The 23,504-nt window shown below is 48.8% G+C and carries 24 protein-coding genes; 3 read left to right on the forward strand and 21 right to left on the reverse strand.

Features of this window, described 5'->3' with window-relative positions:
- Window positions 1-26: 26 nt before the first annotated feature.
- Genes hisS through fumC form a run of 3 tightly spaced genes read right to left on the reverse strand, consistent with a single transcriptional unit; the run spans window position 27 to window position 3,274 of the window.
- On the reverse strand, window positions 27-1,406 hold the full coding sequence (hisS, locus tag FRZ59_RS05125; RefSeq protein ID WP_132128236.1) for a histidine--tRNA ligase: 1,380 nt from the start codon (window positions 1,404-1,406) through the stop codon (window positions 27-29).
- A gap of 15 nt (window positions 1,407-1,421) precedes the next feature.
- Window positions 1,422-1,880 (reverse strand): low molecular weight protein-tyrosine-phosphatase, encoded by a 459-nt coding sequence (locus FRZ59_RS05130; protein ID WP_132128237.1) that lies wholly within the window; start codon window positions 1,878-1,880, stop codon window positions 1,422-1,424.
- Window positions 1,877-3,274: a class II fumarate hydratase gene (gene fumC, locus FRZ59_RS05135; protein ID WP_132128238.1), complete on the reverse strand. Its 1,398-nt coding sequence runs from the start codon at window positions 3,272-3,274 to the stop codon at window positions 1,877-1,879. Before fumC ends, FRZ59_RS05130 begins: the two co-directional genes overlap by 4 nt.
- 134 nt (window positions 3,275-3,408) lie before the next feature.
- Between fumC and FRZ59_RS05140 the strand changes: the two genes are divergently transcribed.
- Window positions 3,409-4,854, forward strand: coding sequence for an ATP-binding protein (locus FRZ59_RS05140; protein ID WP_132128239.1), 1,446 nt, complete (start codon window positions 3,409-3,411; stop codon window positions 4,852-4,854).
- 12 nt (window positions 4,855-4,866) lie between these two features.
- On the opposite strand, the gene polA is transcribed toward FRZ59_RS05140, so the two are convergent.
- The 5 genes from polA to FRZ59_RS19735 all read right to left on the reverse strand — a co-directional run bounded on the left by polA (window position 4,867) and on the right by FRZ59_RS19735 (window position 9,587).
- The gene (polA, locus tag FRZ59_RS05145) at window positions 4,867-7,686 is read right to left on the reverse strand and encodes a DNA polymerase I (protein WP_243699145.1); all 2,820 of its coding nucleotides are present in this window, start codon (window positions 7,684-7,686) and stop codon (window positions 4,867-4,869) included.
- A gap of 178 nt (window positions 7,687-7,864) precedes the next feature.
- Complete coding sequence (locus FRZ59_RS05150; RefSeq protein WP_262709592.1) at window positions 7,865-8,464, reverse strand: DNA-3-methyladenine glycosylase I; 600 nt, start codon at window positions 8,462-8,464, stop codon at window positions 7,865-7,867.
- 28 nt (window positions 8,465-8,492) lie between these two features.
- Window positions 8,493-8,831, reverse strand: coding sequence for an MGMT family protein (locus FRZ59_RS05155; protein WP_132128241.1), 339 nt, complete (start codon window positions 8,829-8,831; stop codon window positions 8,493-8,495).
- A 40-nt stretch (window positions 8,832-8,871) separates the two neighbouring features.
- Window positions 8,872-9,333, reverse strand: coding sequence for a tRNA (guanosine(46)-N7)-methyltransferase TrmB (gene trmB, locus FRZ59_RS19730; RefSeq protein ID WP_349290827.1), 462 nt, complete (start codon window positions 9,331-9,333; stop codon window positions 8,872-8,874).
- Window positions 9,330-9,587: a class I SAM-dependent methyltransferase gene (locus tag FRZ59_RS19735; RefSeq protein ID WP_349290828.1), complete on the reverse strand. Its 258-nt coding sequence runs from the start codon at window positions 9,585-9,587 to the stop codon at window positions 9,330-9,332. Before FRZ59_RS19735 ends, trmB begins: the two co-directional genes overlap by 4 nt.
- Window positions 9,588-9,654: 67 nt before the next feature.
- Between FRZ59_RS19735 and fcl the strand changes: the two genes are divergently transcribed.
- Entirely contained in the window at window positions 9,655-10,584 is a 930-nt protein-coding gene (fcl, locus tag FRZ59_RS05165) for a GDP-L-fucose synthase (RefSeq protein ID WP_132128243.1), read from the forward strand.
- Window positions 10,585-11,198: 614 nt separating this feature from the next.
- Here fcl and FRZ59_RS05170 read toward each other — a convergent pair.
- The 12 genes from FRZ59_RS05170 to FRZ59_RS05225 all read right to left on the reverse strand — a co-directional run bounded on the left by FRZ59_RS05170 (window position 11,199) and on the right by FRZ59_RS05225 (window position 21,603).
- Entirely contained in the window at window positions 11,199-11,681 is a 483-nt protein-coding gene (locus FRZ59_RS05170) for a hypothetical protein (RefSeq protein WP_132128244.1), read from the reverse strand.
- A complete protein-coding gene (locus tag FRZ59_RS05175) occupies window positions 11,665-12,033 on the reverse strand; it encodes a phage holin family protein (RefSeq protein WP_158640532.1) in 369 nt (122 codons plus the stop codon). Before FRZ59_RS05175 ends, FRZ59_RS05170 begins: the two co-directional genes overlap by 17 nt.
- Window positions 12,034-12,051: 18 nt before the next feature.
- A complete protein-coding gene (locus tag FRZ59_RS05180) occupies window positions 12,052-12,351 on the reverse strand; it encodes a YtxH domain-containing protein (protein WP_132128246.1) in 300 nt (99 codons plus the stop codon).
- A 60-nt stretch (window positions 12,352-12,411) separates the two neighbouring features.
- Entirely contained in the window at window positions 12,412-13,866 is a 1,455-nt protein-coding gene (locus tag FRZ59_RS05185) for a hybrid sensor histidine kinase/response regulator (protein WP_132128247.1), read from the reverse strand.
- 11 nt (window positions 13,867-13,877) lie between these two features.
- On the reverse strand, window positions 13,878-14,357 hold the full coding sequence (locus FRZ59_RS05190; RefSeq protein ID WP_132128248.1) for a response regulator: 480 nt from the start codon (window positions 14,355-14,357) through the stop codon (window positions 13,878-13,880).
- Window positions 14,341-14,685: a sensor histidine kinase gene (locus FRZ59_RS19900; RefSeq protein ID WP_147698402.1), complete on the reverse strand. Its 345-nt coding sequence runs from the start codon at window positions 14,683-14,685 to the stop codon at window positions 14,341-14,343. The genes FRZ59_RS05190 and FRZ59_RS19900 overlap by 17 nt, the downstream gene beginning before the upstream one ends.
- Window positions 14,619-16,802, reverse strand: coding sequence for an MASE3 domain-containing protein (locus tag FRZ59_RS05200; RefSeq protein ID WP_147698238.1), 2,184 nt, complete (start codon window positions 16,800-16,802; stop codon window positions 14,619-14,621). Before FRZ59_RS05200 ends, FRZ59_RS19900 begins: the two co-directional genes overlap by 67 nt.
- The gene (locus FRZ59_RS05205; protein WP_132128250.1) at window positions 16,802-18,220 is read right to left on the reverse strand and encodes a sigma-54-dependent transcriptional regulator; all 1,419 of its coding nucleotides are present in this window, start codon (window positions 18,218-18,220) and stop codon (window positions 16,802-16,804) included. The genes FRZ59_RS05200 and FRZ59_RS05205 overlap by 1 nt, the downstream gene beginning before the upstream one ends.
- Before the next feature lie 54 nt (window positions 18,221-18,274).
- Window positions 18,275-19,051, reverse strand: a complete 777-nt coding sequence (locus FRZ59_RS05210) for an AMP nucleosidase (RefSeq protein WP_132128251.1) — start codon at window positions 19,049-19,051, stop codon at window positions 18,275-18,277.
- A 46-nt stretch (window positions 19,052-19,097) separates the two neighbouring features.
- Complete coding sequence (locus FRZ59_RS05215) at window positions 19,098-19,877, reverse strand: enoyl-CoA hydratase/isomerase family protein (protein WP_132128252.1); 780 nt, start codon at window positions 19,875-19,877, stop codon at window positions 19,098-19,100.
- Between the two features lie 9 nt (window positions 19,878-19,886).
- Window positions 19,887-20,297: a cobalamin B12-binding domain-containing protein gene (locus FRZ59_RS05220; protein WP_225975196.1), complete on the reverse strand. Its 411-nt coding sequence runs from the start codon at window positions 20,295-20,297 to the stop codon at window positions 19,887-19,889.
- Window positions 20,298-20,451: 154 nt separating this feature from the next.
- The gene (locus tag FRZ59_RS05225) at window positions 20,452-21,603 is read right to left on the reverse strand and encodes a galactokinase (protein WP_132128253.1); all 1,152 of its coding nucleotides are present in this window, start codon (window positions 21,601-21,603) and stop codon (window positions 20,452-20,454) included.
- Between the two features lie 150 nt (window positions 21,604-21,753).
- Between FRZ59_RS05225 and FRZ59_RS05230 the strand changes: the two genes are divergently transcribed.
- Window positions 21,754-22,812, forward strand: coding sequence for an aldose epimerase family protein (locus FRZ59_RS05230; RefSeq protein WP_132128254.1), 1,059 nt, complete (start codon window positions 21,754-21,756; stop codon window positions 22,810-22,812).
- On the opposite strand, the gene FRZ59_RS05235 is transcribed toward FRZ59_RS05230, so the two are convergent.
- Entirely contained in the window at window positions 22,776-23,501 is a 726-nt protein-coding gene (locus FRZ59_RS05235) for an RDD family protein (protein WP_132128255.1), read from the reverse strand. The two genes, FRZ59_RS05230 and FRZ59_RS05235, sit on opposite strands and share 37 nt — an antisense overlap.
- Between the last annotated feature and the right edge of the window lie 3 nt (window positions 23,502-23,504).

A 23,504-nucleotide genomic window follows, 5' to 3' on the forward strand; every position in this document is an offset into this window, starting at 1 on the left:
GGACGGCGCCCCGGAAACGGACAGTACTAGCTTTCGTTCGAAAAGACGGCGGGGAGCGCGGCGGCGGTGATCTTTTCCTGTTCGCCGCTTTTCATATTTTTCAGCGTAAGTTCGCCGGTTTCCATTTCTTCGGGGCCTATAATCAGCACATAAGGAATATTCCGGGCATCGGCATACTTGAATTGCTTTTGCAGTTTAACGGGCGAAGGATAGAGTTCCACGGCAACATCCTTGTTCCGTAACTGCTGCAGCAACTCCAGTGCATATAATTCGCCTTCCTTGTCAAAATTGGTGATCAGGAGGCGTGTGCCAAGTGCTGCAGCGGGAGGAAACAATTTCAATTCTTCCATGACGTCAAAGATCCGGTCGGCGCCGAAAGATATTCCTACGCCGGTAAGGCCGCTCAGGCCGAACATTCCCGTAAGATCATCGTAACGACCGCCGCCGCCGAGGCTGCCCATTTTCACTTCTTCGGAACGCACTTCCAGGATAGCGCCCGTATAATAGTTGAGCCCTCTTGCCAGGGTAATGTCCAGGCTTACCAGCGCCTGGCGCATATTGAAGCGGGAAAGATACGTGAATACGGTTTCCAGCTCCTCGATCCCTTTCAGGCCGGTTTCTGAAGCGGCAAAGCTGCTTTTCAGGTAATCCAGTTTTTCCGGGTTGGTGCCGCCAAGCCCCAGAAATGGGCTGATCTTTTCAATATCCTCCGTAGTGAATCCTTTTGACAGGAGTTCTTTCTCGACGCCGTCAGCCCCGATCTTGTCCAGTTTGTCAATGGCGATGGTCAGGTCCATCATTTTTTCCGGCTTCCCGGTTAGCTCCGCAATGCCGCTGAGGATCTTCCGGTTATTGATCCGAATGGTAAATTCCTTCAGGCCAAGCGTTGACAATACCTGGTCGTAGATAAGGATGAATTCCGCTTCATTCAGGAGGCTTTCGGAACCAACCACGTCGGCATCGCACTGGTAAAACTCCCGGTAGCGCCCCTTCTGCGGCCGGTCTGCCCGCCATACCGGTTGTACCTGGTACCGTTTAAAAGGAAAGGTGATTTCATGCTGATGCATGACCACGTAGCGGGCAAAAGGTACGGTCAGGTCATAGCGAAGTGCCTTTTCCGCTATTTCTGGTGTTAATTTCCTGGAATCTCTTGCTTCAAGGGTGTCCTTACCGGCTTTTGAGAGATAATCACCTGAATTCAGAATCTTGAATATCAACTGATCGCCTTCATCCCCATATTTACCAGTTAATGTATCCAGGTTTTCCATGGCGGGCGTTTCAATAGGCTGAAACCCGAACTTATAAAAAACCGAGCGGATGGTATCGAAAATAAAATTGCGTTTCGCGACCACTTCCGGTGAAAAATCGCGGGTACCTTTGGGAATCGAAGGTTTCAACTTTGCCATGCGGCAAAAATAGGGTTATGATCTTAGCTTTTCAATCAGTTTTTCGCAAGCCTCCCTTATTCCCAGGAAAACGGGTTCGAAAAGCCGGTCTTCAAACCAGGGATCCGTCACGTTTTTTTCCGGCGAATTGGGATCGGCGGCTTCCAGGAATAATTTCACTTTGTTCCGCTCCTCATCATTTTCCGAGAGGGAGATCACATCGCTGTAATTGGTACTGTCCATCACAAAGATATGGTCAAAGCGTCCGAAGTCCCTTTCGCTGAACTTCCGGGCTTTCAAACCGGAAATATCTATCCCATGATTCGCCGCCGTACGGATGGCTCTTTTATCGGGCGCCTCGCCAAGATGCCACCCGCCCGTGCCCGCCGAGTCAATCTCCCAATCCAGCTCCTTTTTTTCGACAAGATGGCGCATTACTCCTTCGGCCATTGGCGAACGGCAGATATTACCCAGGCAAACCATTAATATTTTCATATTTTCCCTACCATGTCTTCCGGCCGTACCCATTGGTCAAATTCCTCGGGGCTTACGTAACCGAGTTCTACGGCGGTTTCTTTCAAGGTTTTATGCTCTTTATGTGCCTTTTGCGCAATCTCGGCCGCTTTATAGTAGCCAATTTTTGTGTTGAGGGCTGTTACCAGCATGAGCGAGTTTTCCAGGTGCTTACGAATGTTTTCGTAAATGGGCTCGATGCCGCGGGCGCATTTTTCTTCGAAGGAAACGCATGCATCCCCGATAAGGCGCGCGGAATGAAGGAAATTATAGATCATTACCGGCTTGAACACATTCAGCTCAAAATGACCCGTGGCTCCGCCGATATTAATGGCTACGTCATTCCCCATCACCTGGGCGGCCACCATCGTAAGGGCTTCGCACTGGGTAGGGTTTACTTTCCCGGGCATGATAGAAGAGCCAGGTTCATTGTCCGGGATATGGATCTCCCCGATCCCTGACCGAGGCCCGGATGACAGCATGCGGATATCATTGCCGATCTTCATCAGGCTGACAGCAATGGTTTTAAGCGCGCCGTGCGCTTCCACGATGGCATCATGCGCAGCCAGGGCTTCAAATTTGTTTTCCGCCGTAATGAAAGGCAGCCCGGTAAGTTCTGCGATCGTACGGGCCACATTTTCCGCATAGCCTTCAGGCGTATTTATGCCCGTTCCCACAGCCGTTCCGCCAAGGGCAAGTTCTGAAAGGTGCGGAAGTGTGTTGGTGAGGGCCCTGAGTCCGTGGTCCAGCTGGGACACATAGCCCGATATTTCCTGGCCCAGGGTGAGCGGAGTGGCATCCATAAAATGCGTACGCCCGTTCTTGACCACATGTTTAAATTCCTTTGCCTTATGATCAAGGGTATCCCTCAGTTGCCTGATGCCCGGAATTGTTACCTCGGTAAGTATCTTATAGGCGGCAATATGCATGGCCGTAGGGAAGGTATCGTTGGACGACTGGGATTTATTCACGTCATCGTTAGGATGGATCGCCTTTTTTTCGTCGGTGAGCGCGCCTCCGTTCAGCACATGCGCCCGGTAGGCAACCACCTCGTTTACATTCATGTTAGACTGTGTGCCGGAGCCGGTTTGCCAGACAACCAGCGGGAATTCATCATCCAGCTTCCCATCCAGGATCTCATCGCAAACACGTGCAATCAGCTCACATTTTTCGGTTGAAAGTACACCGGCGTCCAGGTTCGTAAGCGCCGCCGCCTTTTTCAGGTAAGCAAAAGCCCTGATAATTTCCCGGGGCATTTTATTAATATCCTGCGCAATCTTGAAATTTCCAATGGAGCGCTGCGTCTGCGCCCCCCAGTACTTGTCGGCGGGAACTTCAACTTTCCCTAAGGTGTCTTTTTCTATCCGGTATTCCATGGTCTCTGAATTGGGCGGCAATATATCAAATTAAGCTCGGAAAAACCGGATTTTTTCACTAAAGTGCCTATAATGTAAAAATAGTGGTATATTTATCTCATTATTTTTACGAATATGTGCAAATAAGCTTTTCTATGGAAAATTCATACACTATTCCAACGCCAAAAATACAGGAACGGCTCCGTTTTGAAAATCCCTGGTGGGCTTCCAGTACACCGGCCCCGGAGATGGATTTTCTGCCCCGGCGTTTATACTTTGATCTGTTCTTTCCTTATGTTATCGATATTTCGGTAAGGCGGGCGGTTATTGTAGTTGGACCGCGCAGGGTAGGTAAAACAGTAATGATGCATCATGCAATCGGAGCTATTATGGAGAAAGGCGTAAGCGCCCATAAAATTTTTTATATAGGTATTGACAACCCTATTTATATCAATCTTTCCTTAGAAGATCTGCTGCAGCAAGCTCTTCAGGCATCAGGCGGGCAGGATGCCGATGGTTGTTTCGTTTTTTTTGACGAAATCCAATACCTCAGGGATTGGGAGCGCCATTTGAAAGTATTGGTGGATAGTTACCCCAAAACCAAATTCATTGTTACCGGCTCTGCCGCCGCTGCGCTTCAGGCTAAAAGCGGTGAAAGCGGCGCCGGCCGGTTTACCGAATTTGTATTACCGCCACTCACTTTCCAGGAGTTTTTGCATTTACAAGAACTTACACACCTGTTAAAACCATCGACTACCAGATGGCTGAATAAGGAAATTCCATTCTATACAGCGGTTAATATAAAAGAGCTGAATGCGCAATTTTTTAATTACATCAATTATGGCGGATATCCGGAGGTGATCTTTTCGGAAGCCATAAAAAGCAATATGGCCCGGTACATTCGCAATGATATTATTGACAAAGTGCTGCTGCGTGATCTTCCGGCTTTGTATGGCATCAAGGACGTCCAGGAGCTGAACCGATTTTTTGCATATCTTGCCTACAATACGGGGAAGGAATTCTCTCCTGCTAAACTTTGCAAGGAAAGCGGACTCGACAGGCCCCAGATAAATAAATATCTCGAATACCTGGAAGCAGCTTTCCTTATAAAGGTACTGCACAAGGTGGACGAAAATGCCCGCCACTTTAAGCGCATAACAGCATTTAAGGTTTATTTAACAAACCCTTCCCTGCGTACTGCGCTGTTTTCTCCAGTTTCACCAACAGATGATGAAGCTGGAAATTTGGTGGAAACCGCTTTGTTCGGCCAATGGATGCACCGCGATAATATGAACCTGAAATATGCCCGGTGGAAAATGGGACGGAACGAGGGCGAAGTAGACATGATCAACCTGGATGATACCAGGCTGAAGCCGAAGTGGTGCGTGGAAATAAAATGGAGTAACCGTTATGTAGAAAAGCCCGTCGAATTAAAAAGCCTAATGGACTTCTGCGGACGGAACAACTTGAATTCTGCCATTGTTACCACCATTGATAAAGAAACCGCAATAACGTTTAAAGATTTACAGCTTTGCTACTGCCCTGCTTCGGTATATGCCTATACAGTGGGTGTCAATACGTTAAGTCAAAAACAGATCTGATTGCATTAGAAATTAATGTGCTTCCAGCCAGGTACTTCCCGTGCCTGATTCCACCAGAACAGGTACTTCCAGCGGCATTGCGTTCTTCATTTGCTCTTCTACGAGCGTTTTTACCTTTTCTTCTTCGCCGCGGGGAACGTCAAATACCAGTTCGTCATGTACCTGGAGGATCATCTTGGTTCCCAGTTTGCTGGAGTTCAGTTCCCGGTGAATATTGAGCATGGCTATTTTGATCATGTCGGCGGCCGAGCCCTGGATAGGCGCGTTAATGGCGTTGCGTTCGGCAAAGCCCCTTACTGTGGCATTGGCCGAATTAATATCGCGCAGGTAGCGGCGGCGGCCCATAATTGTCTGCACGTATCCCTTTGAGCGGGCGAATTCCACGGTATCCGTCATGTATTGCCTGATCCCCGGGTATTGTTTGAAATAGGCGTCGATAACCTCTTTTGCCTCGGTGCGGGAAATCCCCAGGTTTTGGGAAAGGCCGAACGCCGACTGCCCGTAAATGATCCCGAAGTTCACTGCCTTGGCGTTGCGGCGCTGCGAAGAACTCACTTCTTCGGGTGAAATGCCATAAACCTTGGCGGCGGTGGCTGTATGAATATCCATGCCGTCAATGAAAGCCTGCATCATATTTTCGTCGCGGCTGATGGCGGCAATGATCCGCAGTTCAATCTGGGAATAATCCGCGGAAAGCAGCACATGGTCCTTGTCGCGGGGAATGAAGGCCTTACGGACTTCGCGCCCTTTTTCGGTACGGATAGGAATATTCTGCAGGTTGGGATTATTGGAACTTAGCCTCCCCGTGGCAGCCACCGCCTGGTTATAGGAGGTGTGAACGCGGCCTGTGCGGGGGTTGATCATTAAAGGCAATGCATCTACATAGGTGGATTTAAGTTTTTGCAGTTGCCTGAAATCAAGGATGTGCTGTACAATGTCGTGTTTGGTGGCCAAACGCAGGAGAATATCCTCGCCCGTTTGATATTGCCCGGTCTTGGTTTTCTTTGGCTTTGGCTCCAGTAAAAGTTTTTCAAAAAGTACGTCGCCCAGCTGCCTCGGGGAAGCAATATTGAATTTTACGCCAGCGTATTCGTAAATGGATTCCTCCAGCCGTTTTATATCATTTTCAAGTTCCCGGGAATAAAGCGCGAGGCCTTCTTTATCAATGGCTACGCCTTCGCGTTCCATTTCGGCCAGCACGTAAATCAACGGATTTTCAATATCTTCCACCAGGTGGCGCAGGCCCGATTCCTCTAAAAGGGGATCGAATACTTCTTTTAGCTGCAAAGTGATATCAGCGTCCTCGGCGGCATAATCCTTTATCGTTTCAATCACGACGTCGCGCATATTCCCCTGGGCTTTCCCTTTTTTACCGATCAGTTCGGTGATGGAAACAGGCTTATAAGCCAGGTAGTTGCCCGCCAGGAGATCCATTCCGTGCCGTCCGTCTGGTTCCAGGATATAGTGGGCCAGCATGGTATCCGAGAGCTTTCCCGCTACGTTCACCCCGCAGCAGCGCAATACGATTATATCAAATTTAAGGTTCTGGCCAATCTTCCGGATACGTTCATTTTCCAGCACCGGCTTGAATTCGTTCAGGATACGCCCGGCTTCCTCCATATCGGAAGGTATCGGGACATACCAGGCTTCTCCCTTTTCAATGCAGAAGGAAAGGCCTACCAGTTCGCAGTTATTAGCATCGGTGCCAGTGGTTTCGGTATCAAAACAAAAAGCCGCTTGTTTTTCCAGGAGACGCACCAGGGCCGCTCGGGTTTCGGGGCTGTCTGCCAGGTGGTAGCGGTGTTCAGTATCTTCGATGGTTTTAAGCGTGGCAGCTTGGGCAAACGCCGTGGCATCAGCCTCAGCCGCGAGGGCTTCCTTATTATTAAGGCCCGCGGCGCGTGATTTACCGCCGGGAGGCGCCGGTACGTCATTACCGAACAAGTCGGTTTGCTGCGTCCGCAGGGCCTGCCCGCCGGCAATGGTAAATTCCTCACCGAATACGCGCTTTCCAAGGGTCCGGAATTCCAGTTCGGCAAATAATTGCTCCAGTTTTTCCCGGTCCGGCTCTTCTATCAGGAGCTTTTCAATGTCCAGTTCCACGGGAGCGTCCAGCAGGATGGTGGCCAGCCGCTTGGAAAGCAGCCCTTGTTCAGCGTGAGCCTCGACATTTTCCTTTTGCTTGCCTTTGAGCTGCGAGGAATTGGCAATCAGGTTTTCAATGCTTCCGTAAGTTTTGATCAGTTGTTTGGCGGTTTTTTCGCCTATTCCGGGAATGCCCGGGATATTGTCTACCGCGTCGCCCCAGAGGCCCAGGATATCGATCACCTGTTCCACCCGGTCTATGCTCCATTTTTCCAGGATCTCCTGCACGCCCATGATCTCCACATCCCCGCCGCGGATCCCGGGTTTATAAATAAAGATCTTGTCTGAAACCAGCTGGCCGAAGTCCTTGTCGGGCGTGACCATGTAGGTGATAAAGCTTTCTTTTTCCGCTTTTTTGGCAAGCGTTCCGATAATGTCGTCTGCCTCGAACCCGTCAGAGGTAAGAACAGGAATATTGAAGCCCTCGATCAGCCGGAAAATATAGGGCATCGCAACGGAAAGATCTTCAGGCATTTCCTGGCGGTTAGCTTTATAGCCCTCAAAGCCGATGTGCCGGTCAGTAGGCGCCTGGGTGTCGAATACGACAGCCATATGCGTCGGCTGTTCCTTTTTCAGCAGGTCCAGGATGGTGTTGGCGAAGCCAAATACAGCTGAAGTGTTCATACCGCCGGAGGTCATCCGGGGAGCCCTTATCAAGGCAAAGTAAGCGCGATAGGCCAGGGCCATACCGTCGAGAAGAAATAATCTTTTATCCACTGAAGCCGGGTTTGATCTGAAAAATGGTTTGACTTAACAAAGGTACTATTCCTGCCGGAATTCACCACAAGCGGATGCGGCGCCCGGGCCTGTTCAGCGGCACTATTCAAAGTTGTCCGGAATTCGCCGCCGGCCGGTTTTTACGACATTACGCGGTTAACTTTCGTACCCAGCAGTCCTCTCTATGATCATTGACCATGCCTGTTGCCTGCATATGCGCATAGCAAATAGTGGAACCAAAGAATTTGAAACCGCGTTTTTTGAGGTCGGCGCTGATACGATCGGAAAGCTCCGTCCGGGCGGGCGGGCCGCCCTGCTCATTCCAGCTGTTCACAATGGGCTTCCTGTCCGGGAGGTATCCCCAGATAAAATCTGAAAAGCTGCCAAATTCCTTTTGGATGTCCAGGAATATACGCGCATTGCCAATGGCCGCGACGATCTTTTGCCGGTTGCGGATAATGCCGGGATCCTGCAGGAGCCGCTCCGCGTCCTTTTCCGTAAACCGCGCCACTTTAACCGGCTCGAAACCCGCAAAAGCTTTGCGGTAACCCTCCCGTTTCCGAAGGATGGTCAGCCAGCTCAGGCCGGCCTGCGCGCTCTCCAGGACCAGGAATTCGAAGAGTTTCCGGTCATCATAAACGGGCCTGCCCCATTCTTCGTCATGGTACCTGATATACTCCGGGGCGCCCAGGCACCAGGAGCAGCGGATAAGATCAGCTCCGGATTCCATATTTTTTTCGTTTATCATGTTTTGATATGCAGCGCCCGAAAGCGGGCTATAAAAGCTCTTTTGCCGGATCCCAGAAAAGCTTTCCGAAATCCTGCACGCGGTCGTTCTTTATGTGAATGCCTTCGTTTTCCAGCAGCTCCTGCATGAGGTTCTGCGAACCGAAATGGTGCTTCCCTGAAAGCATGCCCTCCCGGTTCACCACCCGGTGGGCCGGCACCGGAGGGAAGGCAGTTCCCGCCGCGTTCATGGCCCATCCCACCATCCGGGAAGAGCCTTTAGTACCCAGGAAGGCCGCAATGGCCCCGTAGGAAGTTACCCTTCCCTTAGGAATAAGACGCGCCACTTCGTACACACGCTGGAAAAAATCCTGATTTTCTTCTTTCATCCGGTTTCTTGCCAAAAATGTCACGGGCCTCTCAGGCCAATTATTTCGTGGGTTCGTCTAAGGATCCCCTGGCCTGCTTATGGGCTTCCTTCCAGTCAATTGGTTGATAATTTTCAGGCAGGCTGAAACAAAGATAATGAATGTTCTTCCCTTCGCGCAGGTAAACCGATTCGTATTTGGTTTGAATGGACAACGTATCATCGAGCAGCTGGCTGCCATAGAGATCATGGGTATAATTATGCAGAATGAGTCCGTAGCGTTCAATCATTTCCAGGGTGAATTCATAAAGTTCCCGGCTGTCTGTTTTCAAATGGATACGGCCTCCGGGACGGAGGATCTGGTGGTAATGATTTAAAAAACGCGGCGAAGTAAGTCTTTTCCTGGCCCTGCTCACTTGAATCTGGGGATCGGGGAAAGTGATCCATAACTCGCTTACTTCACCAGGTGCAAAGAAATTTTCAATGGTTTCGATCTGTATCCTTAGGAAGGCAATGTTTTTCATTCCCTCTTCATAAGCTGTTTTGGCCCCCTCCATAGGCGGGCGCCTTTTATATCTATACCGATGAAGTTTTTTTTAGGCATCTTTTGCCCCATATTCACCGTGTATTCTCCCCTTCCGCATCCCAGTTCCAGTACAATCGGGTTTTCGTTCCGAAAATAGGAGGTATTCCAGTTTCCTTTAAATTCGCATTGTTTGTGAAAAACGTTTCCAAACGTTTCTGTTTCCGCAAAGCGCTGCAGCTTTCTCTTAGTCATACGCACCAAGTATACGAAATTGGCCTCTTATGAAAAACATTTATCTTAGCCGGAAGTTAGGATCATTATGGAAAAGAATGCCCGTATATATATAGCAGGCCACCGGGGAATGGTGGGCTCAGCCATTCTTCGCAAGCTTCGGGAAAAGGGCTATTCGGAGTTTATTCTCAGAAGTTCAGCGGAACTGGACCTTCGGGACCAGCAGGCGGTAAAAATATTTTTTGAACAGGAAAAGCCGGAATACGTTTTCCTGGCGGCAGCAAAGGTGGGGGGTATTTTGGCTAATGATACCTACCGGGCGGACTTCCTTCACGATAACCTGCTTATACAAACTAATGTAATCCACCAGTCTTATGTGCAGGGAGTAAAAAAACTACTTTTCCTGGGATCGTCCTGCATCTATCCCAAGCTGGCTCCCCAGCCTCTTAAAGAAGAATACCTGCTAACCGGCCCGCTGGAGCCTACCAACGAACCTTACGCTATTGCAAAGATTACGGGAATCAAGATGTGCGATGCCTACCGGGCTCAGTATGGCTGTAATTTTATTTCGGTGATGCCAACCAACCTCTATGGGCCGAATGACAATTATGATCTTCAGAATTCGCATGTATTGCCGGCGCTTATCCGCAAATTCCACGAGGCGAAAACCAGGAACGAACCATCCGTTGAAATATGGGGCAGCGGGAGCCCGCTCCGGGAATTTATGCATGCCGACGACCTGGCGGCAGCCTGCTACTTCCTCATGTCGAACTACAATGAAGCCGGGTTCATCAATATAGGCACGGGCGAAGACCTTTCCATTAAAGACCTTGCACAGCTTATCAAACAGGTAACCGGCTACCAGGGCGAACTGAAATTCGATACGTCCAAACCTGACGGAACTCCCCGAAAATTAATGGATGTCTCCCGCCTCCACGCACTCGGATTCAAACACGCCATCTCACTCGAAGACGGCATTCGGAACGTTTATGCGGACTTCAAACAAATAGGCAAATAGGCAAATAGTTTATAGTTTATAGTTTGAAGTTTTTAGTTCAAGGTTGCGCCGCAACCGTTTCAAGTTCAAGGTTGCTTCGCAACAGTTTAAAGTTTCAAGTTTAACGTTCAAAGTTTAAAGTTGCTTCGCAACAGGTTCAAGTTTTTAGTTTGAGGTTTATAGTTTATCACGGTGTTTCTGCGGCGACACAACGTTCGCCGTTTCTTCGAAAGAAAGAGGTTGTAGTTTCTAGCTTAAAGCTGTTCTGTTTCGCAGCCCCAATAAAAAACCTTCGACTAAAAACTAAAAACTAAAAACCGGGAATCGTTACCGAAAGCCCGCAAGTTGAACGTTGAACGTTAAACCTTGAACCTTGAACCTTGAACGTTAAACCTTGAACCTTGAACTTTGAACGTTAAACTTTGAACGTTGAACCTTGAACCTTGAACTTTGAACTTTGAACGTTAAACTTTGAACCTTGAACCTTGAACCTTGAACCTTGAACGTTGAACCTTGAACGTTGAACGTTGAACGTTAAACCTTGAACCTTGAACTTTGAACTTTGAACTATAAACTTTGAACGTTGAACCTTGAACTTTAAACCTTGAACTTTAAACCTTGAACTATAAAAAAGGTTAGGAATAAATTTCCCGATCCAGGTTATCGTACCGGTTTTCAAAGGAACGCTTTTCTTTTCTTGCTTTAGTAACCTCTTTGGTGCCGTCCAGGATATTCCGGATAAAACTTACAACAGGGTCTATGATCCTGGAAGGGTCATTGTTAAGATAATTTTTCGCGCTTTCGCCAAGGGCAATGCCCAGCACCGAACTTATGCCGGCCTTTACAGGGTTGTGGAAGAATATACGGTTCATCAAATAAGGAAGGCCGTATTCAAGGCCCTTTTTGAGGGCGATCTTGCCGAGCGATTTCTTTGATCCGCCGCCGCCCTTTTGGCCGCTTTCCACGATGCCGAAAAGGTCAAGAAGGCCCATCACCGGCCTGAACTTATTGGTTACCTCGTCAATATGCTCTTTCAGGCTGATCTCCTGTTGCTTTTTCTTTTGCTTCAGCCGGAGTATCTCTGCCCGCAATTCATTCACGTTAGATATTTTCTTCATCTTCTTCTTTTCCTTTAAAAAGGTTCCTGATAAAGATATTGGTAAGCGGGCGTTCGATATAGTTATCTTTTATCATCCAGATAATGACACCTATCAGCAAGTAAAATGCGGCTACTATGAAGAATCCGCCTGCAGTATTACCAACCCATTGAGCGACCAGAAAGGCCAGTCCTATGCTTGCAAAAACAAAGAAAATTATAAAGAAAAGCAGTGCTGCGCCATTCGAGATCAAATTAGACACAAGGCTTGCAGCGCTTTCAGCAACCTGCAATGAAAAGATCTTCGAACGTACGGAGATGTACTCCTTTACTTCTTCAAAAAGGGTGCTTTCGGCTTCTTTTTCTTCTTGCATGCTCATTATACGCAGGGATTAAACGATCTCACTTGCCGAATGCGCGGCCTTTCCTGCTTTGCTGGAAGCTTCATTTACTTTTTCTCTTGCTTTGCCTGCGTACTCACCTGCTTTACCGGCCAGCTCATCGGCCCTGCCTTTAATGTTCTGGAGGCTGAGGTTTACCTTTTCCCGCAGTTCATTGCCGAGTTCGTTCAGCGACTCATTGATCTTTGTCCTTGTTTCGGATCCTTTTTCGGGAGCGAGTAAAATGCCCAGGGCGGCGCCTGCTGCCAAACCTGCGAATAATGCTAAAATTGCTTTTGAATTGTCGTTCATGATGTTAATTTTTGATGGTTTGAATGCCTATTTTAAAGCCAATACTATGCCAAAGATAGATCAGTTATGGTCACCTGCAAGGGCAAATCCAATAACGAAAGCCGTACCCTGTCCCGGTTCGCTGCTTACGTCAATGCTTCCCCTGTGATTATGGATAATGTTTTGGGCGCTGGTCAGACCGAGTCCGCTTCCTCCCGGCTTCCCGCTGTAAAAGGGTTCAAAAAGTTTTTTTACCTCGGATTTCCCGATCCCCTTCCCGTTATCAGTTACGATGATATAAGCTTTCCCCCCCGCCTGACTGGTTTCAAGCCTTAAAACTCCCTTTTTAGGCGGCATCGCCTCGACGGCATTAATAATAATATTCAAAAGGGCAATTTTCATTTTTTCGGCGTCCAGCAGTACGGTGCAGGGGCGATCCGTGTATTCCCGGATGACCGTGATCTCATTCAGCGTGATCCTGTCCTGCGCCAGGCGGAGGCTTTCGTCCAGGATATAATTTACCGGGTGTTCTTTCAGCTGCAGGAACTCGGGCAGGGTACTGTTCATCAGCTGGCTGATCAGGATGCTGATACGTTCACAGTTCCTTCCTATTACATCAAAATAAAATTCCAGGTTTTCTTCATCAGCGTCCTTATCGTTCCGCAGCTGGTTCAGCGCCAGGTTCACATTTGTGAGCGGGTTTCGAACCTCGTGGGCGATCATCCTGGCCACCCGTCCGGTGAGATCCAGCTTTTCATTTTTGCGCGAAAGCATTTCCGCTTGTTTCCTGTCGGTAATGTCGTGCAATATTCCCTGGTAATGGGTAGCATTGCCTTCATTATCATATTGGCTGGATGCAGTAAGCAGGCAATAAATGATTTGCCCGTCTTTCTTTTTCATCTCCACTTCATTGTCGCTTAATGATCCGTGGCGGGCAATCGTTTCCAGGAATTTTATCCAGACCGAGCGCTTGTAGAATAGCCTGCCCATATCCATATTGGTAAACTCTGGCTCCTGGTAACCAAAAAGCTGGATCATGGATTGGTTGACATCGATTATTTCGCCTGATTTTTGAATGATAAAGATTGCGTCCCTGGATTGCTCGAATAAGCTGCGGAACTTAAGTTCGCTGTTCCGTATGGCTTCAGAAGCTTCCATCCGCTGCACCGCATAACGAATGGAACGTTCCAGTTTGGAACTATCTATCTCGCCTTTTACCAGGTAATCGGCCGCGCCCAGTCTTCCCGCTTCCATATCAATCTGCACGTCGCCCTTTCCGGTAAGGATGATAAAAGGCGTGCGGTCTCCAAGCGCCACGATATAATTGATCAGGTCAATACCCGTAATATGGCCCAGACGATAGTCAACCAGGTATACATCATATTTGCTTTCCTGGATCTTTTCGACCGCCTGGTCATAAGATGAAGCCCACACTACCTGGTAACGCTGCTGCGGGATATCCCTGAGCAGTTCCCCGGTGAGAAAATAATCATCTTCGTCATCGTCAACAAGCAATATTTTGATGATATCTTTCAATGCATCCTCGTTTATTCTATCGCTGGCGGAAGTTCCACAATTTCAAACCAGTATTTGCCCAGCATCCGCGTAACTTCTACCAGCGAATTAAAAGTAACAGGTTTCGTGATAAAACAGTTTACGCCAAGGTTATAGGAGCGGATCACATCCTCTTCCGCCTTGGAAGTCGTAAGGACAATCACTGGGATACGCCTCAGTTCCGGGTGCGATTTTATCTCGGCGAGCGCTTCCCGCCCGTCCTTGCGCGGCATGTTCAGATCAAGAAGGATCATTCCCGGTTGTGGATATATTTCCTTATCGGCATATTTGCCTTCCTTACGTAAGTAGGCCATTAATTCTTCCCCGTCGTTCACAAAGTGAATGGGATTAATGACGTGGTTTTCCTCGAACGCTTCTTTCGTTAGCATACGGTCATCTGCATCATCGTCAGCTATCAGGATACTAACCTGGCTTTTGTCCTTTTTGAGTTCTCTGTTAACTATTCCTGTCATGTTTTAAGGGCAAAGTAATTTCAAAAGTGGCCCCCTCGCCCGGGTGGCTGTAAGCTGTAATGCTCCCATTATGATTTTCAATGATGCGTTTACAGATTGCCAGTCCAATACCTGTACCCTCGTACTCGGTTTTCCCGTGTAACCGCTGGAAGATAACAAAAATTTTCTCAGCATATTTTTCATCAAATCCTATTCCGTTGTCCCTGATGGTTATTTTTATGCGTTTATCCGATTTTTTTTCAGGGTCCGGGACCTGCGAATTTATGTGGATCTCCGGGGGAGATCGTCCCTGCTGAACTTGATCGCGTTGCTGATAAGGTTCTGAAATAACTGTCTTATCTGGCCCGTGCGGGCATTAATTACCGGCAGCGGGTCTACGTGTACCTGTACTCCCTTGCTTTCTATTGCTATTTCCAGGTCATTAAGTACTTCAAGAACCACTTTATTAAGGTCAACCGGCTCAAAGGGTTCCTGCGTGCGTGATATCCGGGAAAATGTAAGCAGGTCATCGATCAGTTTCTGCATCCGGGCAGAGGCATTCTGCATGCGCTCGATATAATTACGCCCGTCTTCTCCGATTGCCTCCATGTATTTGGATATAAGGCGGTCGCCAAATGCCCTGATCTTGCGCAGCGGTTCCTGGAGGTCATGAGACGCTACATAGGCGAATTGTTCCAGCTCTCTGTTGGAGTTGTTCAGTTCTTCAATATGCTGTTTTAGCTCCTTTTCATAGTTTTTAACGTCGGTAATGTCCTGCGCCACGCACATACCTGCAAATATTTCCCCGTCTGTATTCCTGATAGGAACATTATGTACCTTGAAAAGCATGCCGCGCATCTTTACCTCCAGGCTCGATTCTTCCCCTTCCAGGGTCCTCTCAAAAAGGGGAAGCAGGAGCTTCATGTAATATTTATCAAAGGTGTCGGCAAATTTTCTTCCTACGAAATCTTCCCGCTTCAGCTTCAGCATGTCAAAGGCAGAGCCATCGGCGAGCGTGCAGTTAAGTTCCTTGTCAAAAAGAAAGATGAGCGAACTGGGCATGTTCTTGGCAAAACTGCGGTAAAGACTCTCGCTGTGCTGGATCCGTTCCTCTGCCAGCTTACGCTCGGTAATATCGTCAAAGGTGATCACCAGGCCGTCCTGGAACCGGACGCCTGTTATATACAGCCATTTTGCAATAGCCGAACTGTTGTGCTGCAGGCGGAAGGAACTATTATTTTCCACCACGTCCACATACTTGTCAAAAAGCCCGTCTTTAAAATTATGAGAAAAGATCTCCGACATCCGGCTTCCCTCCACTGTCCGGTTCGGCGCCATATCATAATGCCCTATCACATACCTGCTTGCCGAGGGATTGGCAAGGATGATCGCGAAATCAATAATTTTGCCCTCTTCGTTACGAATGCTTCTGAAGGCGATGATCCCGCTGATAGAACTATTCAGTACGCCGTTAACCAAGTCTTCGGCTTTCTTTCTTTCCGCAGCTTCTTCGTTCAGATTCCGGATCACCAGCCGCTCGGTTCTGTGCATTTGCTGGTAATTGAGGCTAATACCAAGGAAGGGAATGAGGTAAGTAACGAATTTTTCGTAGTGGGCGATATTGAAATAATTATCAAAGTTTGCCGCTGACCCGTATACCATGCAGAGCTGGGCAAAAATTGCCGGAACAAGGCTTAGCAGCAGCATTTGTGAAAAAATAGAAGGATACTTCCGGATGAAGCGCGGCAAAATGAAGGCCGCCGAAACAAGGTAAAGGACCAGGGGAATGTTGTTCAGCAATTGCGTGATCCTTGGATTCTGGTTATATAATTCTGAAACGCCGTCTATCCGGAAGATAATATTGATCGTCAGGGCAGAAAGCAGGACGAAAATCAGGCTGATGTATAAAATATAGGTATTGGCTTTTCGCTCGGTTTCCTGCCTGGTACGGAGCTGGGAGCTGACAAGAAAAATGCCGGTACCCATCATCAGGATCAGGGCATGATAGCAGCGACTGATAAGCCAGCTGAAATTATCAATGTTCCCTGACCAGTCGGGCCCAACTGACACGAGCCTTGCGGAAACCAATACGTGAAAAACGTCTAGCATTCCGGCGCAGAAAAGGGCAACCCCGATGATTGGGGTGGAAATATCCTTTTTCATTCCGTATTCCACGAAACAAAGGATGGCGGTAAGCAGCGCTGTGATGATAGAGATCAGTTCCAGGATCACATGAATGAAATTGCCCCGGAGAAAGCGGTGAACAATAGCTTGCTGGCTCTCATAAACCAATTCTCCAACCTGTTCAAAGACCGGGTACAGGTTGACAATTCCGAAATCAACGCCAAGTAAATTCAACAGCAAGGGCAGCAGGCAGGCGAGCAGGGTAAGCGCCACGAATTGCCAGGGAAGCCTGTATGCCTGTTTTTCCAGAAAACGCGTTAACACCATATTGTGATACGACACTAAGTCAGATTCATCGCCTTCATCTTGTTATAAAGAGTTTTCCGGTCAATGTTCAGGATTTTCGCCGCTTTCGTTTTATTATAATTTACCTGCTTCAGCACTTTGAGGATGGTCTCGTATTCGGCTTCAAGGGCTACATTCTTGAGATTAGGCGTATTGTCGTCCTCAGCAGTTTCCATACTCATACTGGTCATGATCTCCGGTACTGCGCCTGTTGTTGCCATTTCAAGCGGAAGGCAATTCATAGACACGGTCTTACCTTCGGGCGTCAGCAGCGCTGCGCGCCGGATCACGTTTTTCATCTCACGGATATTTCCCGGCCAGTGATAGGTTTCAAAGCAGTCGATCACCTCTTCGTCAAAACCGGGTATTTCCTTTCCAAGCTCCCTGGAAGTGCTTTCCAGGAAGTGTTGGGCAAATAACATAATGTCTTCTTCCCTTTCGCGCAGGGGAGGAAGATAGATGCTGAATTCATTGAAACGGTGGAACAAGTCCTCCCGGAATTTGCCTTTGCCGACAGCTTCCCAGAGGTCTTCATTGGAGGCCACCACGATCCGGACGTCCAGGTCTATCTCCTTGGTGCTGCCTATTCTTTTAACTTTTCGTTCCTGCACTACCCGCAGCAGGGAAACCTGGATGTCGTAGGAAAGGTTTGCCACCTCGTCCAGCAGGAGGGTACCCCCGTTAGCAGTTTCGAAGTGGCCGATCTTCGTACCCAGGGCACCGGTAAAGGAACCTTTTTCATGGCCGAACAATTCGCTCCCGGCCAGCTCCTTGGTCAGTGAACCGCAGTCCACGGCTACAAAGGGCTTGTCTTTCCGTTTGCTCATCTGGTGGATCCGCTGGGCTACTGCTTCCTTACCGGTCCCGCTTTCGCCGAAAAGAATAATGCTGAAATTGGTTGGGGCCACCAGGTCAATCTGCCGGTAAAGTTCCTGGGAGATCTCGCTTTCTCCCATTATATAGCCTTCCGTATTTCCGTTGGAAACGGATTTGGAGCCTTTGCTTTCTTTTTTCGGAGCCTGTTCCCCGGAATTCCTCTGAAAGCCTTCCTCACGCGGCTGATCCAGGGCTTTATGAATCGTTTCCAGTATTTCGTCCGGGTAAAGGGGCTTTGAAATATAGTCATAAGCTCCCATTTTGATCATTTCCACGGCGATCTTTATATCCGAGTACCCTGTAATGATGATCACGATGCTGGAAGGATGGAGTTCCTTTATTTTGGCCAGCATTTCCTTCCCGTCAGTATCTTCGAGCCTGAAATCGCAAAGAATAAGATCAAAAAAACGCTCTTTCAGCATCTCCAGTGCTTTTGCTCCCGATACAGCCGTGCTGACGTCGAAATTATGCTTGCCGAGAAACCGCGTAAGCAATACACCTATATTAACCTCATCATCAATTACCAGTACTTTTTTCATCGTTATGTATTATTCTGTCAAAGTTAACTAAAAATCGATACCCGTGCGAAAACCTTAGTCTTCGAACCTCAAATGTTTAATGGTCAACCCCTTGTTTATCAGCTCATACAGGGAGTCAATCCCAATGCGCAGTTGCATTTCCAGGAAATCCGCACTTACCCTGCGGTCACTTTCTTCGGTTTTTACCCCTTCGGCGATCATGGGCTGATCCGAGACGAGCAACAAGGCTCCGGTAGGAATGCCGTTATAGAAGCCGGTTGAAAAAATGGTGGCGGTTTCCAGGTCAATTCCCATGCATCGTAACTTCCGGAGGTAATTTTTGAATTCATTATCATGTTCCCATACCCTCCGGTTGGTGGTATAAATGGTTCCCGTCCAATAATCCCGCTGGTGGTTGCGGATACTGGTGGAAACTGCCTTTTGAAGGCTGAAAGCCGGCAGGGCCGGAACTTCCGGGGGAAAATAATCGTCCGAAGTGCCTTCTCCCCGGATGGCTGCAATGGGAAGTATCAGGTCGCCCAGGTTATTTTTCTTTTTCAGTCCGCCGCATTTTCCCAGGAAAAGAACCGCTTCGGGTTTTACGGCGCTAAGCAGGTCCATGATCGTCGCCGCATTGGCGCTGCCCATGCCAAAGTTAATAATGGAAATATTCCCGGAAGTTGCGCTGGGCATTTGCCGGTCCAGGCCCTGAACGGGAACCTGTTCCCACTCCGAAAACAACTGTACATAGCGCTGGAAGTTCACGAGCAGAAAGTACTTCCCGAAGTCTGCCACAGGTGTTCCTGTATACCTGGGCAACCAGTTTGCCACAATGTCTTTTTTTGTTTTCATTGATTTTCTCGATCTTCTCACGGAAAGCGGGGACGTGAATATCGCTTCACTCACCCTTGAAAGCCGGTTTCCTTTTTTCCAGGAAAGCCTGTACGCCTTCTTTAAAATCGGCGGTCCCGAAAAGCTGGCCGAACTCCCTGATTTCGGTTTCGAACCCGTTCCTTTCCGGATGAAAGCAATCGTTCACCGTTCTGATAGCCGCAGCCAGCGCGAGCGGGGCATTCTTCAGCATGTCATTAAGCAGATCCCTGCAAAAGGGGAGCAATTTGTCGCTCTCCCCGATAGTATGATTTACCAGGTTCATTTCCAGGGCCTGGCTGGCATCGATAATTTTGCCGGTGAGGATCAGCTCCAGGGCTTTTCCCTTTCCGGCAAGCCTGCTTAACCGCTGTGTGCCTCCATAACCGGGAATCAGTCCCAGGGAAACTTCAGGCAGCCCCATCCGGGCATTTACTAATGCTATACGAAGGTGGCAGGCAAGCGCCAGTTCCAAACCGCCACCCAATGCGTAACCATTTATGGCTGCCAGTACCGGTTTAGGGAATTTCTCTATCAGATCAAAGACCCGCTCCTGTCCCTGTCGAGCAAGTATCGTGCCTTCCTCCGGTCCGAAATCCGCAAATTCCGAAATATCAGCTCCGGCCACAAAAGCTTTTTCACCGGTTCCGGTAATAATAACACCTCCGGTTGCCGGGTCGGCGGCGGCTTTGCGAAGCACCTGGTGCAGTTCTTCAAGCGTGGCCTTGTTCAGGGCATTCAATTTTCCGGGCCTGTTAATAGTGATGAGGAGCTGTCGGCCGGTGGTTTCCGTGAGAATGTTTTGCATACTCCTGCTTTAAAAATTCCGGTGTTCTTTTACCCATTCCCTGATATAGGCCGCAATTTCGGTGGTGGGAGTGCCTGGCGGGAATAATTTGCCTACGCCCATCCCATATAGCCTTTTCATGTCTTCTTCGGGTATGATCCCTCCGCCGGTCAGCAGCACGTCATCCAGCCCCTTTTCCTTCATGAGCTGCATTATCCGTGGAAAAATAGTCATATGCGCGCCCGAAAGAATGCTTAATCCTATGGCATCCACGTCTTCCTGCAGGGCCGCGCTTACCACCATGTCAGGCTGCTGCCGGAGGCCGGTATAAATTACTTCCATCCCCGCGTCGCGGAGCGAAAGCGCGATGACTTTGGCTCCCCGGTCATGACCGTCAAGACCGCATTTGGCAACTAATACACGTATTGGGCGTGTCATCATCTGTTGATGCTAATCTAAGGTTATTTTATAAAAAAACACCCCGCGGCCAGGCGGGATGTTTGCAGCACAAGTAAACAATTTTGATAAATATTACGCTTTTATATTTACTAACATCTCTCAGGCGGTAAAGTTTTTTAACCGGGTTGCCATGCCGTTAAAGCTGTCTTACTCCCCCCTCGATCTTCACAGGGAATATCTGCGGTTCATAACCAATTACCTTTTCATAGGCTTTTATGAGGTGGCAGCAATAATTCTTCAGTTCAGCCTGGTGAACCAGGGCTATTGCGCTTCCTCCAAAGCCGGCGCCCGTCATGCGGGCTCCTGCAACTCCCTTCCGCTGGCTAAGTTCTACGATCAGGTCAAGCTCGCGTCCTGTTACTTCGTATAATTCACGGAGGGAGGCATGCGAATCAAACATAAGCTGCCCCAGTAATTCAATGTCGCCCTTGTTGAGCGCATTGGCAGCAAGGTTAACCCGGGCATTCTCTTCAACCACGTGACGGGCCCTCCTGGCAATAACCGGGTCCGGGATCAGGTATTGCAGGTTTTCAAACTGTGCTGGCGATAGCTCGCAAAGCGACTGCAGGGAACTTTCCTGCTGCAACAGGGACAGCGCCTCGCGGCATTGCGCAAAGCGTTCGTTATATTTTGATTCCGTCAGCGAACGCGATTTATTGGTATTGATGACCAGCAGCGTGTACTCTCCCAGTTTGCAGGGGACCGGCCTGTGAGTAACCGTTGAACAATCCAGTGCCAATGCCGTATCCTTTTCGCCGAAAGTGACCGCGTATTGATCCAGAATGCCGCAATTGACGCCAACAAAGTTGTTTTCAGCTTCCAGGGCCATTTTTACCAGTTCAATCTTCTCCAGCCCTCCCTGGAAGATCCGGTTTAACGCAAGAGCTGTCGCCATTTCTATCGAAGCAGAAGAAGAAAGGCCCGCTCCCTGCGGAATATTCCCCGAAAACAGCATATTCAACCCGGAAATGTTGCCGGAAGCTTCCTGCGTGAACCGGCTGATAAGGCCCAGAGGGTAATTAACCCAGGCAATATTGGTAGGACGGTAATGAGGGGAAACGAGTACCTCGGCGTAATCGTCAAGATTAAGTGTTCTCAGTACGAATTTATTTTTATTGTTGGGGCTGACGAGCAGCCAGGTGCCCTGAGAAATAGCAGCCGGCAGGGCCATGCCCCCGTTGTAATCGGTATGTTCCCCAATGAGGTTCACCCGGCCCGGGGCGAAAAATATATACTGTGGGGTTTCCTTGTAAATCCGTTTAAATTCTTCTTTAAGAGACTCGATCATTTTTAATGTGTTTCCACGCTCCCTGGTTCCGCGGATTAACGCAGCGTTACTAGTGACGTGTCAGGAATAGATGACACTAAAGAAGGGAACTCCATTGGGTTAAATTAGAATATTTTTTGCAGAACGCTTTAATTTTTATTTCTTTATTTCATGAGCGTCATAAAGGAAAACAGCAACCTGGCAATAGATGGCAAGACTCTGTGCCTCATTCGCCTGGATAACGGCCGGCAAACTTCCCTGATCATGAGCAATTACGGATGCCTGGTCCTTTCCTGGACCGTTAAAGATAAACGGGGGGAGCCCTGCGACATCGTGCTGGGATTTGACAACCTCGAAAATTACCTGGAAAAGGATTACCTGGAAAATTACCCTTATTTCGGGGTATTGGTGGGAAGATACGCCAACCGCATTAAGGATGCGCGCTTCACCCTTGACGGTGAGCTTTACCGCCTGCCGGCTAATAAGGGAAAAGACCATCTTCATGGAGGATTCAGGGGTTTTGACAAGGCGGTTTGGGATGTGCTGGAAATAGATGAAGTGAATAACCGCGTAGTGTTCGCCTATACCAGTCCCGCTGGTGAGGAAGGCTATCCCGGTAACCTGGAGGTACAGGTTTCCTATACCCTTACCGAAGACAATAAGCTCGTGCAGGAGATCAGGGCCCGCACGGACCAGGCTACCCCCTTGAATTTAACCCATCATGATTACTTTAACCTGAACAATGGAAGGGGGCAAATAAATGATCACCTGCTGGAGATCCCGGCGGACGCTTACCTGGAGCAGGATGCAAACCTGGTTGTGAACGGAAACCTGGTTCCCGTTGAAAACACCTGGCACGACTTCCGGAAAGAAAAGAAAGTAGGCCTTGACCTTTCCCGCGTGGGCGAATACGACCAGAGCTTTGTGCTGAACAAGAGATCCGGGGATCTATCCCTGGCGGCAACGCTCAGAAGCGCTGATACCGGGCTTTGCCTGCGTGTTTATACGACCGAGCCGGTTTGTCATCTTTACACCGGCAAATGGATACCCGGGATAAAGGGAAAAGGCGGTCAGCAATACGGTCCCTTTTCAGGCCTTTGCCTGGAAGTGCAGGGCCATCCGAATGCGGTAAATATCCCTGCTTTTCCGGCTACGGTGCTTCGGCCGGGGGAAACCTACCGGCAGGCCAGCAGCTACGAAATTTCTGTCGAAGCCGAATCAGCCAGGTAGTAGTAGTCGTTCAGGACGGTAGTCAGAAAGGCATATGGCTCCCGGTTTGATTGTATGCCCATGATGCCGCTAACTTTTTCCGCCAGTGGCTTCAGCATTTCCAGTTTACCCGTGTGAACGCTTTTCTTTAAAATTCTTTTAATGGTGGAAATATCCCTGTCGCTAAGCGTCAGTACTTCAGGGTAGGTAACCTGGTAGTCAGGGGGTGTTTCCCTGATCCGGATATCTTCCAGCCTGGTAGAACGCCGTGTCCTTACCACCGTAGTTCCGGCAGCGATATCGCCAAGCCGCTGGCCTTTTCCGTTGATGAGTATGCAAATAACCGCCACGCTCCCGGAGGCTATTCCGCAATCCACGATGCGGAAGATCCAGCGCATAAGATAGTCCCCCAGTGAAGGCTGCGTTCCATCTTTTTTCAGCACCCGGATATTCAGCGTACGTTTGCCAATGCTTTGCCCGTTAAAGAAAACCTCGCAGACAAGATGATAAAAAACCACCGGCAGCGCCAGGATAACGCCGGTAAGCAGGCTGAGGTTAAGGCCAAGTATACTAATTACAATAGAGAACAATGTAAACCACCCGATGAATATAAAATAATCCAGCAGGGCGGCCAGAATACGTTCTCCCACACTTGCAATTTCATATTCCAGCCTTACATTTTGCGCAGTATCAATAGCTATCGCCCTCATGCA

The organism is Anseongella ginsenosidimutans (assembly GCF_008033235.1).
Classification (GTDB): domain Bacteria; phylum Bacteroidota; class Bacteroidia; order Sphingobacteriales; family Sphingobacteriaceae; genus Anseongella; species Anseongella ginsenosidimutans.

Excerpts from the sequence above, each read along its gene's own strand:
- hisS (WP_132128236.1), bottom strand. The coding sequence starts at position 1,406 with ATGGCAAAGTTGAAACCTTCGATTCCCAAAGGTACCCGCGATTTTTCA.
- FRZ59_RS05130 (WP_132128237.1), bottom strand. The coding sequence starts at position 1,880 with ATGAAAATATTAATGGTTTGCCTGGGTAATATCTGCCGTTCGCCAATG.
- fumC (WP_132128238.1), bottom strand. The coding sequence starts at position 3,274 with ATGGAATACCGGATAGAAAAAGACACCTTAGGGAAAGTTGAAGTTCCC.
- FRZ59_RS05140 (WP_132128239.1), top strand. The coding sequence starts at position 3,409 with ATGGAAAATTCATACACTATTCCAACGCCAAAAATACAGGAACGGCTC.
- polA (WP_243699145.1), bottom strand. The coding sequence starts at position 7,686 with ATGGCCCTGGCCTATCGCGCTTACTTTGCCTTGATAAGGGCTCCCCGG.
- FRZ59_RS05150 (WP_262709592.1), bottom strand. The coding sequence starts at position 8,464 with ATGATAAACGAAAAAAATATGGAATCCGGAGCTGATCTTATCCGCTGC.
- FRZ59_RS05155 (WP_132128241.1), bottom strand. The coding sequence starts at position 8,831 with ATGAAAGAAGAAAATCAGGATTTTTTCCAGCGTGTGTACGAAGTGGCG.
- trmB (WP_349290827.1), bottom strand. The coding sequence starts at position 9,333 with ATGAAAAACATTGCCTTCCTAAGGATACAGATCGAAACCATTGAAAAT.
- FRZ59_RS19735 (WP_349290828.1), bottom strand. The coding sequence starts at position 9,587 with ATGACTAAGAGAAAGCTGCAGCGCTTTGCGGAAACAGAAACGTTTGGA.
- fcl (WP_132128243.1), top strand. The coding sequence starts at position 9,655 with ATGGAAAAGAATGCCCGTATATATATAGCAGGCCACCGGGGAATGGTG.
- FRZ59_RS05170 (WP_132128244.1), bottom strand. The coding sequence starts at position 11,681 with ATGAAGAAAATATCTAACGTGAATGAATTGCGGGCAGAGATACTCCGG.
- FRZ59_RS05175 (WP_158640532.1), bottom strand. The coding sequence starts at position 12,033 with ATGCAAGAAGAAAAAGAAGCCGAAAGCACCCTTTTTGAAGAAGTAAAG.
- FRZ59_RS05180 (WP_132128246.1), bottom strand. The coding sequence starts at position 12,351 with ATGAACGACAATTCAAAAGCAATTTTAGCATTATTCGCAGGTTTGGCA.
- FRZ59_RS05190 (WP_132128248.1), bottom strand. The coding sequence starts at position 14,357 with ATGACAGGAATAGTTAACAGAGAACTCAAAAAGGACAAAAGCCAGGTT.
- FRZ59_RS05205 (WP_132128250.1), bottom strand. The coding sequence starts at position 18,220 with ATGAAAAAAGTACTGGTAATTGATGATGAGGTTAATATAGGTGTATTG.
- FRZ59_RS05210 (WP_132128251.1), bottom strand. The coding sequence starts at position 19,051 with ATGAAAACAAAAAAAGACATTGTGGCAAACTGGTTGCCCAGGTATACA.
- FRZ59_RS05215 (WP_132128252.1), bottom strand. The coding sequence starts at position 19,877 with ATGCAAAACATTCTCACGGAAACCACCGGCCGACAGCTCCTCATCACT.
- FRZ59_RS05220 (WP_225975196.1), bottom strand. The coding sequence starts at position 20,297 with ATGATGACACGCCCAATACGTGTATTAGTTGCCAAATGCGGTCTTGAC.
- FRZ59_RS05225 (WP_132128253.1), bottom strand. The coding sequence starts at position 21,603 with ATGATCGAGTCTCTTAAAGAAGAATTTAAACGGATTTACAAGGAAACC.
- FRZ59_RS05230 (WP_132128254.1), top strand. The coding sequence starts at position 21,754 with ATGAGCGTCATAAAGGAAAACAGCAACCTGGCAATAGATGGCAAGACT.
- FRZ59_RS05235 (WP_132128255.1), bottom strand. The coding sequence starts at position 23,501 with ATGAGGGCGATAGCTATTGATACTGCGCAAAATGTAAGGCTGGAATAT.